This is a genomic window from Ruegeria sp. CDSA246, from assembly GCF_059611225.1.
Map to the genome: position 1 here is coordinate 57202 of NZ_JBXWPD010000017.1, position 15138 is coordinate 72339.

The following is a 15138-nucleotide window of genomic DNA, read 5'->3' on the forward strand; positions in this document are numbered from 1 at the left end:
TGGCCCGTTTCCTTCCCGTTTCGCATTCATAGCGCGATAGCAGCTTCCACTACAGTACGTTGACAATGCATTCTTTAATGTATACGCAAATAAATGCAATAATAAACGCAAAGATGTTTGGGAGGACTTGGAAATGAAACTAAAGCTAGGGCGGTTGGCGGCCGCAGCCGTGATGGCGACCGGGATTGCAGGGGCAGCTGTCGCGCAGGATTACCCCTATCGTGATATCACCACAGCTGTGGTCTGGGGGGCCGGTGGTGGCACGGACACGATCAACCGAATGATTATGGCCGAGATGGAAAAACACCTTCCGGTCTCGATCAATGTGATCAATCAAACAGGTGGTGTCGCAGGCTCCAACGGTATGGTTTATGTGATGAACCAACCAGACGATGGCTATACATTGGTTGGTTTGTCAGAGTCTAACGTCACCGCTGCTGTGCAGGGTGGTTGGGATAAGAAATTTGATTTTTGGTATCCGTTCATTGTTGGCGGATCACCTGATCTGATCTCGGTTCCGGTGGACAGCCCGTACAATACTCTGGAAGAACTGGTCGACGCTGCGAAAGCTGCTCCTGGCACTATTCCCGCGGCGGCTTCCGGCGCAGGTTCGATCCACCACTTGAATCTTCTGGCCATCGAAAAAGGGTCAGGGACTGAGTTCAAATTTGTTCCATACAAAGGCTCAGCGCCCGGGCAGGAAGCAGCGATAGCGGGTGAAGTTGCGTTGGTTGTGACGTCACTGGCTGAACAGGCTCCATTGATTGAAGGCGGTCAACTTAAACCGCTCGCGATGTTGACGCCCGAAGATGCGCAGATTGCAGGGGCAACAGTGCCTTCTGCCTTTGGCATCTATGACGGTCTTGATCAGTATTTGCCGCTCAAACAGGCCATCGGGTTTGCAGTTCACAGTTCAGCCGGGGACGATGTAAAGGCCGCGCTTGGTGATGCCTTCGAGCAAGCTATTGCCTCCGACACCGTCGCCGAATGGGCCTCTGCAAACAACTATGATGTCGGTGGTCAACACGGTGAAGAAGCTCAAGAACTGTTTGCGAACCTCGAGGCTACTTTTGCCTACACCTTGCAGGGCCTTGGCGCTGCCACAGTGGATCCGGCCTCGCTGGGTATCGAGCAGCCCTAATCCGATCAATTTTGAAGGGGCGCGCTTGATCGCGCCCTTTCCCTCAGGAGGCAGGCAATGGACAAACCTGACGAAACACTGGTCATGCGGTCGCGCGACTTTTGGGCAGCAATTGTTCTTATAACAGTGTCCGTCTTTTTTCTTTGGAAGACATCGGACATTCCACTTTGGGGCGAAAACCGCGCAGGTGTAAGTGGATCGGATTGGTACAACTCGGCTGCAATTGTACCGCTGTTCATCTTCGGTGGATTGCTTAGCTTGTCCTTCGTTTTGCTGGCTATTTCAATCCGCTCAGGTGGGGCCCAAAACGCGCTCAGTGCTTTGGGCATCGGATGGGATAAGTCGGAAGCCTATCGAGCTTCTACAATAGGCCTGATCCTTCTTGCATATGTCGTCGGACTGGTTCCCAGAGTGGACTTCATTCTGTGTTCTGGGTTGCTGATTACAGCTCTGACTTACGGCTACTGCGGGGGTCATGCGCGGCGTGCTTTGGTGGCCTGTAGCGCGGTTGTCTCTGCCGGGCTATTTGCGTTTGCTGTATTTCCCGCGCAGGCGGACTGGAACGCACACAGTGATGATTGGTTTACACTGGCCTTATGGGTCTCGCTCACACTTGTGGTGTTGAGCAAGGCGGTTTCCGAACGCGTTTTGCGATTCGTTCCGTTGGTGGCAGTACTTGCCCCGTTCATTCTGGTTTGCGCGATGGCCTTTGTTTTCCGACAGAACGTGCCCGCGCGCGGCGGGCTGATCTTCGAGCAAATCGAATACCACTACTACGTGACGCTTCGTCCGCTATGGAAAGATTGACCGGATGGACTTTATCCTTTCGCAACTGGCTGGATTTGGGACCGCATTCGTGGGCCTGGCAGTAGACCCGCTGACCTATCTGTATTTGATCGCATCCGTGTTCCTGGGCATCACATTCGGCGCATTGCCCGGCCTGACCGCAACGCTGGCAGTGACGATCCTGACGGGTTTCTTCGGCAACAAGATCCCATTGGACTATTCGCTTATCGCTTTGCTCGGGGCCTATGTCGGCGCGATTTACGGTGGCTCTTATCCGTCAATCCTGCTGAACATTCCGGGCACGGCGGCCAGCGCGGCGACAGCCATGGATGGATACCCTCTGGCCAAAGCGGGTCGAGGGGGCGAAGCACTAGGGCTGACCACAACGGCCAGTTTCATTGGCACAGTTATCGGGACCATCACGCTTTTGATTTTCGTGTGGGCGCTGCTTTTGGTTTCAAAGAACATCGCAAGCCCGGAGAAAGCGTTGCTGGCCCTTTTCGGCATTCTGCTTTCTGGCACTTTGATGAGCGAAGACCTGGTGATTAAGGGATGGATCGCTGGTTTGATCGGGCTTGCGATGTCCATGGTGGGACTCGACCCTTTGTTGTCTGAGCCGCGCTATACCTTCGGCTGGTCTTACTTGATGAGCGGGTTTCAGGTCGTGCCAGTTTTGATGGGGGCCTTCGCCATTCCCCAAATCATCGACGGTTTAAGGCACGTTGAGGCCGGGAAAGCTCTGGCCCTGAAAGGTCGCATCCTTCCGAACCTACGCTCCATCCGACGTTACTTGCCGACCATTGGCCGTTCAGGAGTGATCGGGACCGGGGTAGGAGCGCTTCCCGGCGTGGGCGAAGATGTCGCCGGTTGGGTCAGTTACGGTGTCGGCAAGACCGTATCTGCCGAGGGCGACAAGTTTGGAAAAGGCTCTTTGGAAGGTCTGCTGTGCTCTGAAACGGCAAACAACGCCTGCATTGGGGGCGCGCTAATCCCGCTTTTGGTTTTGGGCATTCCCGGCTCACCACCCGCCGCGGCTTTGATGGGGGCTTTCAAGATTAACAACGTGATCCCAGGTCCGACGATAGATCCCGAGATCATTCTGCGCGTGGTTGCAATTTTAGTGCTGGCCTCCCTGACAATGTTCTTGATGGGCCTGTTCACTGCTCGGGTCTTTATCAAAATACTCGCCATCCCGCAGACCATCTTCTTGCCCGTCGTTATGGTTCTGACAACAATTGGGTCTTTCAGCGTTGGTGGTGGTATCAATGATCTTTACCTGATGCTTGGCGTCGGCGCCGTTGCCTATTTCATGAACCTGATGAAATACCCAATCGCGCCGTTGGTGATCGGGGTTATTCTAGGCAGCCTGTTTGACGAAACCTTCCGCCGGTCGCTGTTCTTGTCGGACGGGGATCTTTCGGTCTTCTTTTCGCGGCCCGGTGCGGCCATTCTGCTGGTGCTCAACATTGGTCTGATCCTCAGCCAACTGCCTGTCGCGAAGCGCGCTTTCTCACGTCTGAAAGGACTTTCCGTCTGATGTTTGTGGTTACTGTCACCTTCACTCTCAAGCCCGGTACGAGAGACACCTTTTTGCCGCTGATGGTCGAAAACGCTTCGACCTCTTTGTGTGAAGAGCCCGGATGCCAGCAGTTTGACGTTTGCCTCGGCGACGATCCCGAGACAGTTTTTCTCTATGAGGTTTATGATGACAGCGCGGCCTTCTCTGTACACCTAGAAAGTGCGCATTTTCGGTCCTTCGATACGGCTGTGGCTGATATGATCGCCACCAAGGTGGTTCACCAGTATTCCGAGGTCATCCGATGAACGATTGGGAAATCCATGCCGTGAAATACGCGGATCGCAACGCCCGGACGCGAGCTGATAGTTTCATCATCGATGATAATCACGACGCGTCTCACGCGATGGACTATTTCGTTTGGGTATTGAAGCGCGGCAACGAAGTCATTCTGGTCGATACCGGCTACGACTCCGATGAGGCCGCCGCCCGTGGTCGTCCCATTGCGATGGACCCACGCGAGGCTCTGCGCCCCTTGGACATCACGCCGGAAGCGGTGACAGACATCATCGTGACCCATCTTCATTATGACCACGCGGGGGGGCTGCATATGTTCCCGAGCGCGAAGTTGCATATGCAATCGGCGGAGATGGCCTTCGCCACAGGCCCCTGCATGTGCCACGACGATCTGCGCGCACCTTTCACGGCGGGCCATATTTGCGAGGTCGTAAAGCGTCTCTATTCAGGGAAGGTCGTGTTCTACGATGGAGAAGTCGAGATTATAGATGGGATCACGGTGCACTGCATTGGTGGGCATTCGCGAGGGTTGCAATGCGTTCGCGTAAGGACGGAAGCCGGGTGGATGGTGCTCGCCTCTGATGCCTCGCATTACTATGAGAATTTCATGGCGCGCAAAGCCTTTCCCATTGTCGTCGACCTGCAGGACATGATGGATGGATTTAAGACGCTCGAGAGGTTGGCCTCGCATCCTCGACTTATCGTGCCCGGCCATGATCCACTTGTGCGTGAGGTTTTTCCCGTCGGAGCGGCACCACATATCCATAGGCTGGATTTCGGGCCAACCAGGGACATCGAACTATGAAAATTGGTGTCATAGCGGATGATTTTACTGGTGCGAGTGATATTGCGAACACCTTGGCGAAGGGCATGGAGCCAGAAGGTGGGATACGAACCGCGCAGTTTCCGGGTGTTCCTAATATCCCGGTCGACGAAGAGATCGAAGCGGGTGTGATCTCACTCAAAAGCCGCACTGCACCGGTTGAAGAAGCCATTGCAGACAGTCTGAGTGCTTTGCGGTGGCTCGCGGATCAAGGATGCCAGCAGTTCATCTTCAAGTATTGTTCGACCTTCGATTCCACGACGGAAGGAAATATCGGCCCAGTTGCGAAAGCGCTTGCCGACGAACTGGGCGCGGAAAAAGTGATTTTCTGTCCGGCCTTTCCGACAACGGGGCGTACTATCTATTACAGTCATCTCTTTGTGCTTGGTAAGCTGTTGCACGAGTCTGGGATGGAAAATCACCCTCTTACTCCGATGACGGATGCCAATATCAGGCGATGGTTGCAGTATCAGACTGAAGAAGCGGTTGGGTTGGTGCCAATTGACACTGTGAAGCTAGGTTCAAAGGCGATTGCTGATGCTTTGCAGAAAGCCGACGAACGATTTGTGATTGGCGATGCGATTTCGGATGAAGATTTGTTGGTCTGGGGCAAGGCTCTAAAGGATGCCAAGCTCATTACAGGGGGATCCGGGATAGCGCTGGGGCTACCCAGAAATTTCCTGAGAGAGACTTCATCCAAAAGTGCTGGCAGTGCGTTCACTGGTGTCGCAGGGCCTGCCGCGATCCTTGCGGGTTCTTGTTCAGGTGCGACCCGCGGGCAGATCGATGTTCATGCGAAATCCCATCCAACCTTCGCCATTGATGTTCCGGGTGTCATGGCCGGGGATGTGACCACGCAAACGCTTCTGGATTTCTTTGAAACGCATCCGGGTCAGGCGCCACTCGCGTATTCATCGGGAAGCCCGGATGATGTGGGCGCGATCCAAAACAAATTTGGTCAGGAAGCTGTGGCGAAAAAACTGGATAGTCTCTTTGCAGATACAGCACGAAAACTTGCCGAAACGGGGTACAAGCGCCTTGTGGTGGCAGGAGGAGAGACGTCGGGAGCTGTCGCCAAGGCTGTCTCTGAGGCACTGGGGTCACCGGCCATGTCAATTGGGCCAGAAATTGACCCTGGCGTGCCAGTCCTGAGCGTTGGAAAAACTGAACCCATTGCGATGGCACTAAAGTCTGGGAACTTTGGCGCTCCAGACTTTTTCGCGAAAGCGCTGAGAATGATGGAGGCAGGCCGATGAGTTCGGATGAATGGGCTATGCGGCAGCAGATGTCGGAGTTGTGTGCATCTCTGTTTGCGCGTGGATTTTCTGTCGGTACTGCGGGCAATGTCTCTGCCCGTCTGAACGAAGGCATCCTTATGACACCCACCAATTCGACATTGGGGAATATCGACCCCGAGCGCATTGCCAAAATTGATTTGGATGGCAACCACGTCTCCGGAGACAAGCCGACCAAGGAAGTCTTTCTGCATCACGCCTTCTATGAAACGAGATCGGAAGCGGCTGCCGTAGTTCATCTGCACTCGACCTGGGCGACCGCACTGTCGTGCCTGGAAGACACTGATCCAGATGACTGTATTCCACCGCTGACGCCGTATATGGTCATGCGTGTTGGTACGGTCAAACTGGTTCCATACGTCAAGCCGGGTGACCCGAAATCCGGTGAATTGATCCGCGAACTGGGCGGCAAATATAGTGCTGTTCTATTAGCCAATCACGGTCCCGTCGTATCAGGAAAGGATCTCTTCTCAGCTGTCTGTGCAGCTGAAGAGCTGGAAGAAACGGCTAAGCTGCTAGTGGCTTTGCGCGGCCTGCCAACCCGCCTATTGGATGCTGGACAAGTAGCAGAACTCAATGAGACTTTCAGAAGGATGTAATCAGACACCGAAAGGGGGAGTGTGCCTACTTTTGGGCAAATCGTGCTAAATTATTCGCGAATACCGCGCAAAGTTTTGGGCAAGCACATTTGAATTTAATGCACGAAATCAATAGCAGGAGCGCATCGTTATGAGCGCGCCTACAATCTTGTAGGATTGCGTATGACACTTCGCACACCCCATAGGTTTGCTTAGTTTGCCTATAGTTTTTCGCTGCGCGATTACCTGCCGTACCGATAAACTTAATCAGTTTATGACGTAGTCGTTACGGTTATGGACTCTTGCGGCGCTCGACTCGCTAGGGGCACTCACTGAGGAACATTGGGTTCCATGCGGCCATTTTGCTGGGGTTCTCGTGAACGTCTGCGATGCGCAGAAATCGGAATTTGCAAAGTTTGGCGGGCATGCGTCGAGATACTTCAGCCTGTCCGTTTTGGCGATCACGATCAGCCCGCCATTCGGGAATAACAGCTTTCCGTGATTCTTACCGTGTACGGAATGCGCGCGCGCTTTTACATTCTGGGAAATGATCTTGTTCAAGTCTTTGTCTCTGGAATAGTGCATGTCGCATCCCGACAAGCTCACTTCTTGGAATTGGTCCGGTTGGCGTTTTTTGCGGCGGCGCTTTGCGCGCGTGCGGTGAAACTGCCTTTTGCCAATTGGCCGCCAGTCTTGGTTGAGGTTGCGGATTGAATGCGCGCGGCTGCTTTGGCGGTCATGGCTTTAGTTTTCGGCATCCTGTTTTCCTTTCGAGTTTGAGGATGCCTTGGTTGTCTCAGTTTTAGGCCGGCCATTCACCAGATAAGCTGGGGACACCATTTTGAGATTTTGCAAAGGTAGCGCTATGCACATCGATACAGCTTGAGCCCTGTTCAGTTCCGAAACTTACCAATTGCTTCCAAACGAACCAATGCCCCTTGGTCCAGGCAGCGGAATAACAGCTCCTTTTTGATGCCGTGCCAGATCTACAGTGCTGCGTATTTTGTTGAATCTGTCCTGATAAGCGATGTCGGGTTCGGAAATCTGCGGTCAAACGTTTCATGCCGCTAGAAGTGACCGGCGAATGCGCATTTCCCTTGCCCAAGATTTGCAGATTTTGATGACGTACATCTTAGCAGATGTCCTTGCCGCGACTGTTATCACGACTGAAATATAAGGTGCGCACCAGCCTATCAGTCAAAGCGTCGCATTTGAATTAAATGAACTCTATCGCGTATAATAAAAAGCCCTTTTTCCGCACTGCTTTCGAGTCGAGTTCCAGTGCTCTCAAGGTGTTGCAGGATTTAGGCGCCGCCTGTTCAAATTTCCTGAGCGCTTGCCCTTTTGCACGTCGCCTCTTGGGTCAGTTGTGCCATGATCCATCAGTTCGACGATCTCAGTACGAATTTCCAGATCTGCCATAGCGCCTTCAACCAGGGGCCTTGTCAGCTCTGCCAGGCAGGGTCGCGCACCTGCAATCACGTTGTCATGTTCTCGCAGGATCGCGCGGCACATGACACCGGGAACAAAAGGACCGTGCCCCTTTTCCGCGATCAGCTTCCAATTTCGGGTCAGGCTCTGCCCGGCGCGCTTGCCGGAAACACTTACCTGCATACCGCCTCGGTCACTTCCGAAGGGATAAAGCGCTTTTGAAAGAACGTAGAGCGCAGAATAGGCAATGGCCGGTAATTCAAAGTGCCCGTACTGCCTGAGTTTAGCCAGCAGATGTAATGCCCAGTTCATCAACGGAAGTTCCAGACCCGCACGAAACATGACGCTTTTCGCGCCTGTCATTTCCGGGAGCAATGCGATGTCGGGAACGTCGACGCTGTATCCGGCGCGCCTCATACCCGATTCCAACTCATACAACTTGCGATCTGTCCATCCGCTAGTTGTTTGCCAGGCACCATTGCGCCACACCTGATGCCGCCGTCCGACACCGCTGACAATACTCTTGATAACGGACATGCCTCGCGGTGCCCGGTTACCTGGCAGGATAGCGATGTCGATAACATCAACTTCATCCAGATCTTCGATCAAATCTTCGACGATACAGGAAGACAGACCGGGTACGCTGGATGCACCGGAAAGGGCAAAAACACCTGCGGCCGTTGCTTCGGTGTTCAAAGCACCAATACCCTTCGTGAACGTGGCGCTGTCCGACAGATCAAGATAGTGGCAGCCATGAGCGATACAGAGTTTCGGGACTTTATACGGATCATCACCATAGTGTTGGAACGGTCCTGCCGCATCAATCACAACGTCTGGCTTAACGTCGAAAACAGCCTCTGGTGCTTTGCCAATGTCCAACTTCTGGGTTTGCGCCCCGAGGTCCTGAGCCAGAGAGCGACCTTTTTCAGGGTGTCGCCCGGCCAGCCAAAGCTGATGCCCATCACGTGCCAGCAATCGGGCCGTCAGGGATCCGAAAACACCGTATCCGCCGATAACCACGACCTTCATGACGGGACACTCCCGATAATCTCAGCATCATGAAAGGTTGCGTCCTGCCAGATCAGCTGACCAAAAAGCGGATGCACCAGTTCCAGAGTGAACCGGAACTGCCCACCCCCAAGTTCTTCATGGCCCACCACAAGCCCTCCAGGACAGACCCACCGTGGCAGAGGCAGTCGTTTTTGCCCTAGTTTCAGGAAGTAACGGTCGCTAACGAAATAGAGACCATTCGCTGTGCTTTCGAGCTTTAGCGAGATGCCAATCCCAAAGCCGATATATTCTTCCAATCCGGTTGGCCCGGCAAAGCGTTTTGAGCTGCCGACCATTTGTGGAAAACCGGCCGCCCGACCATATTGCCGGATCCAAAACTGCCCGCCCGTTGCCGCATCTTCGGTGACGGTGACCACAGCGGATCGACCGACAGAGGTGCGATCAAACGGCAGCGGTGCCCCGATCACGCGCAGAGCAAAGGCCAGGGCCCGCCCGACGGGGTTCATCCGCATTTGGGTCACGCGGCCCTGATAGGCAAGGCTGGCATCCCCCCGCAGACGCTTGCTGAACCGGCGTTGAATTGCCTTGGGCAGGCGCGACCATGCCGAAGCCCCCAGCAAGTTCTTGAAGCGATCATCCAGACTGCTGATCGCATCGGATTGCGGTTGAGCCGGCTTCGCACCTGGTGGCGCTATCCTTTTGTTAATTTCGATCATTCTGTTTTTTCCGTCAAAAGAGAAATTAAAGGTCAAATTTTTAGGTGCTTTTTTTGCCTCCGGTGAAGCTGAGCAGGGAAACGACTTTGGTTCCCATTTTCATCAACATCACCAGTTTCGGACGGGGCACCGTAAGCATGTCCCTGAACCACGTATCGGCGGTTGCCAGAAACTCTTGCATGTCCTGCATGCGCCGCAACGCGGTTGGGTCAAGATTGCTTTCGGTTTCAGCCTGAGCCACGCAGGCGCGCAGGGCTTGTGCTGCCGGATCAATCTCGCGTTCCTTGCGCCCTTGGGCGATGCGGATCCCCATTTCCCAGACATCCACTTCGGCCTCATAATGCTCGCGCCGGTCACCTGGCACCGGAATGCGGCGAATGAGGCGCCAACTCACCAATTCTTTGAGCGAGTTGGACACGTTGGATCGCGCAATACCCAACGACTCGGCGATCTGCTCGGCATTAAGGGGTTTGGAGCTAAGATAAAGTAGCGCGTGAATCTGCGCCACAGAGCGATTGACGCCCCATTGATTGCCCATATCACCCCAATAAAGAATGAACTGGCTTGCAGCGTCTGATTTCGTTATGTCATAAATTTCTGTCATAACAGAAATATCAGACAAGATGGAGCAAAAATCAAGACCATTGTTGATTCATGAATGCAAATCACGTGCTGACGCGACGGCCAAATGTCCAAACACGATCAAACAGCTGATTTAAAGGGATTTCTCCCCACAGCATTCATGCAGTCGCTCAACATTAAGACCCGCGCCGGTGAACGACAGGTACAGGTACGGCGGCCATCAACAAGAAATGACATGGCAAGCAACCGGTATGGGCGTCGAAGAGCTGTATCAAGTGATCTTGAATGATTGGGCCAGGCTAACAAAAGAACAATAGGTGGATGTGTCAGTACGATCGCTTGATCAGATCGGTCAGCTAGAAGCACCAGCTGGTGACCCGCCAACAGCGCAAGACTTCACGCGTTTCTAAACAGCCTACCGAAAGTAGTCTTGGGTGCGGGCATATCGCTAGATCTGACTTTTTTGTCCTTCTGGTGCGCAAGCAAGGCTTGGCGATCAATAACAAGCACTCCTGAAAAGACCATCGATCCGAAACTCGGGATGCTGGAACTGGTTGGGCAGCTCGGCAGTGTTTTGCAGACCTGTGAAGTGATGGGATACAGCCGGGACAGTTTCGACCGGTTCAAGGAGCGCCCTATGCTCTACTTGTACTTTGTCAGGGTGGCGAGGTTTGAACGCGAGCCGACAAAAAAGGATGACATTCGGGCGTGCGACTTAGGCAAAAACATCCCTGCCGACCTCCTTTGCTATCCTGCGGTACAAGCAGCGGATATGTCGACGAACTGTTGGTGGCAGAAAGAGAAGCTGGTTGGACGCTGGCGGAATTCAGGACTTGCGCCAAAAAGAAAAAACCAGGTTGATGACGAAGCGATGCGACTGCAGGCAAGGTTGATCTCAGAAATGGGCTTTACCGAAACATAGTTCGGATCCGGAGTTGAGCAGACATTAACGGGAACGGAATTTGATAAGTGCCATAATTAACGCGGCTTCGCAGCGTTACATGGATATTCGTCTGAACTCGCGCACACTGGCGCGTTTGCACGTCTCACTACAAAACGCCCCCGCATCACAAGAGACGCCCAAGGCAAAGCTGCTTGCACTTGCGTTGGCCTACCTGGATTTCGGTAACGAAAACCGAAACCTATGGGCCGCTTTATTCGATCACCGGATGCAGCCGGGTGTACCGGTCCCGCAATGGCACCTTGAGGAACACGCGGTGCTCATCGCCGAGATCATCGCTCCGTTATCGCAATTGAACCCTCAGTTGGATGACGACACATTGGCTTCGCGTGCACGAACTGTGTTTTCTGCTGTGCACGGCATAGTAAAGCTATCGCTGGAAGGCCGGTTCGTCGCGTTGGACGCGGATGCGGTACAAGCTGAATTGTCCGAGTTCATGACCCAATATCTGCAGGGGTATCAGTCAGGGTAAGTGTCCTCGTTTTCTCGAAAGTGATTGCATATGGAATTGACATCAATGCCACCGCATTACGACGCTGCCAAACAAGTTAAGAAAGCGGAAAATCCGAAAATTCGACGGAGGTATCATGCGTAACATGTTTAAGGCGGCGTTGGCTGCAACACTCATAGTGTCTGCTCCGATCATCGTGCAGGCCGAAACCATCATCCGAGTGACGTTACAGTTGCCAGAGACTCATTCGTTGGGACAGAACTGGATCGCGTTCAAGGATATCGTTGAAGAGAAGTCCGGCGGTGAGCTATCGGTTCAGCTGTTCCCGTCAGCGCAGCTTTACAAAGATAAGGAAGTTCCAGAAGCAGTGGGTACAGGCGCTGTCGAGGCCGGTTCGGCGTTTAATGGCCGGTTTACCGGGGCGGTCCCGGCAGTAGACGTCGTGAACCTGCCCTTCTTTTTCCGTGATGAGGACCATCTGCGGGCGGCCGTTGCCACTGGATCACCGATGCGCAACATTCTGGATGCCGCTGTGCTTGAGGAAACGGGGGCCAAGGTTCTGTGGTGGCAGGCGTTTGGGCGTAATGTCTATTTGTCGAACGGGTCTGCCATCCGAACACCCGCCGATCTCAAGGACCAAAAAGTCCGGACCTACGGTAAGGTGATTGGTTGGACCGTCGAGGCGCTTGGTGGCGCACCCACGCTGATGTCGGGGTCAAAACAGTTTCTGGCCTATCAGCAGGGTGCTGTCGATGTGGGCATGACAGGTGCGTCTGCCGTGAAGTCGCGAAAACTGCACGAAGTGATGGATCACATGACCTTGTCATATGACAGCGCCATCGAATTTGTGGCCGTCATGAACAACGACTTTTTCGAAAGCCTTTCGCCCGAGCATCAGCAGATCATTCTGGACGCCGCCGCTGAGGTCGAACAGCAATTGCGTGACGCGATCTACGCAGAAGAAGACGCAACCATTGACGAAATGCGCGGCCTGATGACCGTGGTTGATCTGACCGATGAAGAGCGTCAGCAATGGATTGAGGCGACCTCGAGCGTTTCTCAGCGTTTTGTCGATGACGCAGGCGATACTGCCGCCGAAGTGATTTCAGCCGTGTCCGGAATGTAATCCCTTCTTCATATTGTCAAAGCAAGCGGACATCCCACGTTCGGTTGCTTCTTCTATTGGCGAGGCACCCCGAATGCTGCAAGCCCTGACCAGAACCGTCGATTGGCTGTCTGAACTCTTTGGTATTGTCGCCGGATGGATGTTCTTCGCCATAGGCATATTTGTGGCTTACGAGGTCTTCATGCGCTACGCGCTCACCAGCCCGACGGTCTGGGTGGATGAGATCGCAAGGATCTTTCAGGTTTGGGCTACCTTTGGCGCGACGGCATATGTTCTAAAGCACCGCCAGCACATCGTCATTGATTTGGCGTTCCGGGATGCGAACACGCTTAGGCGCAGGGTTGTCGAGACGTTTTCGTTGCTTGTTATCGTGTTTTTCGGATGCGTCGCCGCGCGATATGGTTGGGACATCTGGCTGAAATCCACGCTCGCCGGGCACACGACGGACAGCTACCTTGCTGTACCCAAGGCCTATACTCAATCCGCGATCTGGGTTGGGTTTGGTTTGCTGTCGCTTCAGGCTTTGGTGGAAATCTACCGAGTGTGGACGAGTCAGGCGAACCTGCAAAACCATGAACTTGGGGGTCACTGACCCTTGGAAACCATTCTGATCATCGGAGCCCTGCTGGGTTTGCTGCTTTTGCGCGTGCCCGTCGCCTTTTCCATGGGCGCCCTCGGGGTTGTGCTGTTATGGCTGAAAGGGCTCCCATTGATTGCCGTGCCGCAGCGCCTGTTCGGGACGATGGACAGTTTTGAACTTTTGGCCGTGCCTTTGTTCCTGCTCATGTCAAACGTGCTGTTGAAAGGCGGCGTCGGACGGGATCTCTTTGCCGGTGTGCAGGCTTGGGTCGGGCATTGGCCCGGGGGATTGGGCGTCGCTACGATCAAAAGCTGCACGCTTTTTTCGGCGATTTCGGGATCCTCGGTGGCGACGGCAGCCACAATTGGCACCGTCGCCATCCCCGAGATGGAAAAGCGCGGCTATGACCGTCCATTCATCTTGGGACAACTCGCCGCCGGAGGAACCCTGGGCATTCTGATCCCCCCATCGATCCCGCTGATCATCTATGGCGTCATTACCGAGACTTCGATTCCAACGCTTTTCCTTGCCGGAATTGGACCTGGATTGTTCCTTGCAACGCTCTTTATCATCTACGCCATGCTTTATGCGCGCGGCAAAAAGAGCTTAAAAGTCGAGCGCATGCCAATGAAACAACGGCTGCTGGTGACATTAAGTGCGCTTCCGACTGTCGTCTTGGCTATAGCAATCATTGGATCGATCTATGCAGGAATAGCGACGCCATCAGAAAGCGCGGGCATCGGGTTCGTGATCGCGATAGTCATAACATTCGCGATGCGAAGAATGACCTTCGCAAAACTGCGAGAAGCCGTGCACGATTCACTGATAACCACTGTGATGATTTTCATCATCGTCGCAGGGGCTAAGGTTTTTTCTTACGCCATTACTTTGTATCTGATTCCGCAATCGATCAGCAGCTTTCTCACTGAAAACATCTCAAACCCGACGATTTTTATTTTCGCGGTCGGGCTCGTGTTGTTGATTATCGGCTTTTTCCTCGAAGCACTTTCCATGATGCTGATTATGGTTCCGGTGCTTTTCCCTGCGCTTGAAGTCATGGGAATTGATCCGATCTGGTTCGGCATCTTTTTCGTCGTCCTGATCGAGACAGCGCTAATCACTCCGCCGGTCGGATTAAACCTGTTTGTCCTTCAAGCTGTCGGAAAGGCGCGCCTTGAAGAGGTTATTCAAGGGGCCATCCCTTTTGCGTTCATCATGTTAGCGACGGCCGTGCTGTTGTGGTTCTGGCAGGATTTGGCGCTTTGGATTCCTTACAAGCTGTTCTGACGGAACAAGCGGCGCACTCAATTGGTTCTTACAAACTGCCATACCGGGATACAGTCAGGCCGAAACGGTGCCATCCTCCAGTGAAGGTTCCGTCTGGGGTTTCGTATATGGCCTCGGATCGGCGAAGTTACTCAAACTGAATTATGACCGCTTCAAAGTCCTGATCGCTTGTGACCCTGGTGTGGTGACCCTTTCCCACTTTGTCTTCCATGTGCCACACGTCGCCGGGGCCGATGTCACGATAGTTTCCATCACTTGCAGTGACGCGGATTGTGCCTGCAAGGCATATCAGCCTTTGCGCCACCGGGGTCGGATGGATGGGCTCGTTCCAACCGGATCGAAGCCGCAGGAACATTGTCTGTTTGACGCGCTCTGGCTCGGATACCTCGATGGCCTGCGCGGGCGGGGCGAAACTCCGTTCCTCGAGGTTGACGTCAATGTCATCCCAATGGCTTTCGCCAGCAGCATCGGCATAAAGCTTGCAATACTTCACGGTGAACGTCCTTTCGGCTTTTTGCAGCGGTAAACCTAAGAATGATCGGTCGCGTTAGTCGTTA

The 15138-nt window shown here is 53.8% G+C and carries 17 protein-coding genes; 12 read left to right on the forward strand and 5 right to left on the reverse strand.

The window, feature by feature from the left end; all coding sequences use genetic code 11:
• The first annotated feature begins 133 nt into the window (after positions 1-133).
• Genes AC2FI9_RS19330 through otnC form a run of 7 tightly spaced genes read left to right on the forward strand, consistent with a single transcriptional unit; the run spans position 134 to position 6457 of the window.
• A complete protein-coding gene (locus AC2FI9_RS19330; protein ID WP_496769905.1) occupies positions 134-1141 on the forward strand; it encodes a Bug family tripartite tricarboxylate transporter substrate binding protein in 1008 nt (335 codons plus the stop codon).
• A 57-nt stretch (positions 1142-1198) separates the two neighbouring features.
• Positions 1199-1948 carry a hypothetical protein gene (locus AC2FI9_RS19335; RefSeq protein ID WP_496769907.1) on the forward strand — a complete coding sequence of 250 codons (750 nt, stop codon included), beginning with the start codon at positions 1199-1201 and terminating at the stop codon, positions 1946-1948.
• A gap of 4 nt (positions 1949-1952) precedes the next feature.
• Positions 1953-3464, forward strand: coding sequence for a tripartite tricarboxylate transporter permease (locus AC2FI9_RS19340; protein ID WP_282121321.1), 1512 nt, complete (start codon positions 1953-1955; stop codon positions 3462-3464).
• The gene (locus AC2FI9_RS19345) at positions 3464-3751 is read left to right on the forward strand and encodes a putative quinol monooxygenase (RefSeq protein WP_496769909.1); all 288 of its coding nucleotides are present in this window, start codon (positions 3464-3466) and stop codon (positions 3749-3751) included. Before AC2FI9_RS19340 ends, AC2FI9_RS19345 begins: the two co-directional genes overlap by 1 nt.
• Positions 3748-4545, forward strand: coding sequence for an N-acyl homoserine lactonase family protein (locus tag AC2FI9_RS19350; RefSeq protein ID WP_496769911.1), 798 nt, complete (start codon positions 3748-3750; stop codon positions 4543-4545). The genes AC2FI9_RS19345 and AC2FI9_RS19350 overlap by 4 nt, the downstream gene beginning before the upstream one ends.
• The gene (gene otnK, locus AC2FI9_RS19355) at positions 4542-5819 is read left to right on the forward strand and encodes a 3-oxo-tetronate kinase (RefSeq protein ID WP_496769912.1); all 1278 of its coding nucleotides are present in this window, start codon (positions 4542-4544) and stop codon (positions 5817-5819) included. Before AC2FI9_RS19350 ends, otnK begins: the two co-directional genes overlap by 4 nt.
• A gap of 17 nt (positions 5820-5836) precedes the next feature.
• On the forward strand, positions 5837-6457 hold the full coding sequence (otnC, locus tag AC2FI9_RS19360) for a 3-oxo-tetronate 4-phosphate decarboxylase (RefSeq protein WP_496769914.1): 621 nt from the start codon (positions 5837-5839) through the stop codon (positions 6455-6457).
• Between the two features lie 581 nt (positions 6458-7038).
• On the opposite strand, the gene AC2FI9_RS19365 is transcribed toward otnC, so the two are convergent.
• The 4 genes from AC2FI9_RS19365 to AC2FI9_RS19380 all read right to left on the reverse strand — a co-directional run bounded on the left by AC2FI9_RS19365 (position 7039) and on the right by AC2FI9_RS19380 (position 10198).
• Entirely contained in the window at positions 7039-7194 is a 156-nt protein-coding gene (locus AC2FI9_RS19365) for a hypothetical protein (RefSeq protein ID WP_496769916.1), read from the reverse strand.
• Positions 7195-7723: 529 nt separating this feature from the next.
• Positions 7724-8896 (reverse strand): saccharopine dehydrogenase family protein, encoded by a 1173-nt coding sequence (locus tag AC2FI9_RS19370; RefSeq protein WP_496769918.1) that lies wholly within the window; start codon positions 8894-8896, stop codon positions 7724-7726.
• On the reverse strand, positions 8893-9594 hold the full coding sequence (locus tag AC2FI9_RS19375) for a DUF4166 domain-containing protein (protein WP_496769920.1): 702 nt from the start codon (positions 9592-9594) through the stop codon (positions 8893-8895). Before AC2FI9_RS19375 ends, AC2FI9_RS19370 begins: the two co-directional genes overlap by 4 nt.
• Before the next feature lie 40 nt (positions 9595-9634).
• Positions 9635-10198, reverse strand: coding sequence for a GbsR/MarR family transcriptional regulator (locus AC2FI9_RS19380; RefSeq protein ID WP_496769922.1), 564 nt, complete (start codon positions 10196-10198; stop codon positions 9635-9637).
• Between the two features lie 519 nt (positions 10199-10717).
• Here AC2FI9_RS19380 and AC2FI9_RS19385 point away from each other — a divergent pair.
• From AC2FI9_RS19385 to AC2FI9_RS19405, 5 genes are all read left to right on the forward strand, one after another.
• Positions 10718-11098, forward strand: coding sequence for a hypothetical protein (locus AC2FI9_RS19385; RefSeq protein WP_496769961.1), 381 nt, complete (start codon positions 10718-10720; stop codon positions 11096-11098).
• Between the two features lie 79 nt (positions 11099-11177).
• Positions 11178-11609: a TetR-like C-terminal domain-containing protein gene (locus AC2FI9_RS19390; RefSeq protein WP_496769925.1), complete on the forward strand. Its 432-nt coding sequence runs from the start codon at positions 11178-11180 to the stop codon at positions 11607-11609.
• Between the two features lie 115 nt (positions 11610-11724).
• On the forward strand, positions 11725-12714 hold the full coding sequence (locus tag AC2FI9_RS19395; protein WP_496769927.1) for a TRAP transporter substrate-binding protein: 990 nt from the start codon (positions 11725-11727) through the stop codon (positions 12712-12714).
• Positions 12715-12787: 73 nt separating this feature from the next.
• Positions 12788-13306, forward strand: a complete 519-nt coding sequence (locus AC2FI9_RS19400; protein WP_496769928.1) for a TRAP transporter small permease — start codon at positions 12788-12790, stop codon at positions 13304-13306.
• Between the two features lie 3 nt (positions 13307-13309).
• A complete protein-coding gene (locus AC2FI9_RS19405; protein WP_496769930.1) occupies positions 13310-14581 on the forward strand; it encodes a TRAP transporter large permease in 1272 nt (423 codons plus the stop codon).
• A 127-nt stretch (positions 14582-14708) separates the two neighbouring features.
• Here AC2FI9_RS19405 and AC2FI9_RS19410 read toward each other — a convergent pair whose 3' ends face one another.
• Positions 14709-15074: a cupin domain-containing protein gene (locus tag AC2FI9_RS19410; protein ID WP_496769932.1), complete on the reverse strand. Its 366-nt coding sequence runs from the start codon at positions 15072-15074 to the stop codon at positions 14709-14711.
• Between the last annotated feature and the right edge of the window lie 64 nt (positions 15075-15138).

Coding starts and splice junctions, on each gene's coding strand:
- AC2FI9_RS19335 (WP_496769907.1), top strand. CDS start 1,199: ATGGACAAACCTGACGAAACACTGGTCATGCGGTCGCGCGACTTTTGG.
- AC2FI9_RS19350 (WP_496769911.1), top strand. CDS start 3,748: ATGAACGATTGGGAAATCCATGCCGTGAAATACGCGGATCGCAACGCC.
- AC2FI9_RS19400 (WP_496769928.1), top strand. CDS start 12,788: ATGCTGCAAGCCCTGACCAGAACCGTCGATTGGCTGTCTGAACTCTTT.
- AC2FI9_RS19330 (WP_496769905.1), top strand. CDS start 134: ATGAAACTAAAGCTAGGGCGGTTGGCGGCCGCAGCCGTGATGGCGACC.
- otnC (WP_496769914.1), top strand. CDS start 5,837: ATGCGGCAGCAGATGTCGGAGTTGTGTGCATCTCTGTTTGCGCGTGGA.
- AC2FI9_RS19340 (WP_282121321.1), top strand. CDS start 1,953: ATGGACTTTATCCTTTCGCAACTGGCTGGATTTGGGACCGCATTCGTG.
- otnK (WP_496769912.1), top strand. CDS start 4,542: ATGAAAATTGGTGTCATAGCGGATGATTTTACTGGTGCGAGTGATATT.
- AC2FI9_RS19345 (WP_496769909.1), top strand. CDS start 3,464: ATGTTTGTGGTTACTGTCACCTTCACTCTCAAGCCCGGTACGAGAGAC.
- AC2FI9_RS19380 (WP_496769922.1), bottom strand. CDS start 10,198: ATGACAGAAATTTATGACATAACGAAATCAGACGCTGCAAGCCAGTTC.
- AC2FI9_RS19375 (WP_496769920.1), bottom strand. CDS start 9,594: ATGATCGAAATTAACAAAAGGATAGCGCCACCAGGTGCGAAGCCGGCT.
- AC2FI9_RS19365 (WP_496769916.1), bottom strand. CDS start 7,194: ATGCCGAAAACTAAAGCCATGACCGCCAAAGCAGCCGCGCGCATTCAA.
- AC2FI9_RS19390 (WP_496769925.1), top strand. CDS start 11,178: ATGGATATTCGTCTGAACTCGCGCACACTGGCGCGTTTGCACGTCTCA.
- AC2FI9_RS19395 (WP_496769927.1), top strand. CDS start 11,725: ATGCGTAACATGTTTAAGGCGGCGTTGGCTGCAACACTCATAGTGTCT.
- AC2FI9_RS19370 (WP_496769918.1), bottom strand. CDS start 8,896: ATGAAGGTCGTGGTTATCGGCGGATACGGTGTTTTCGGATCCCTGACG.
- AC2FI9_RS19385 (WP_496769961.1), top strand. CDS start 10,718: ATGCTGGAACTGGTTGGGCAGCTCGGCAGTGTTTTGCAGACCTGTGAA.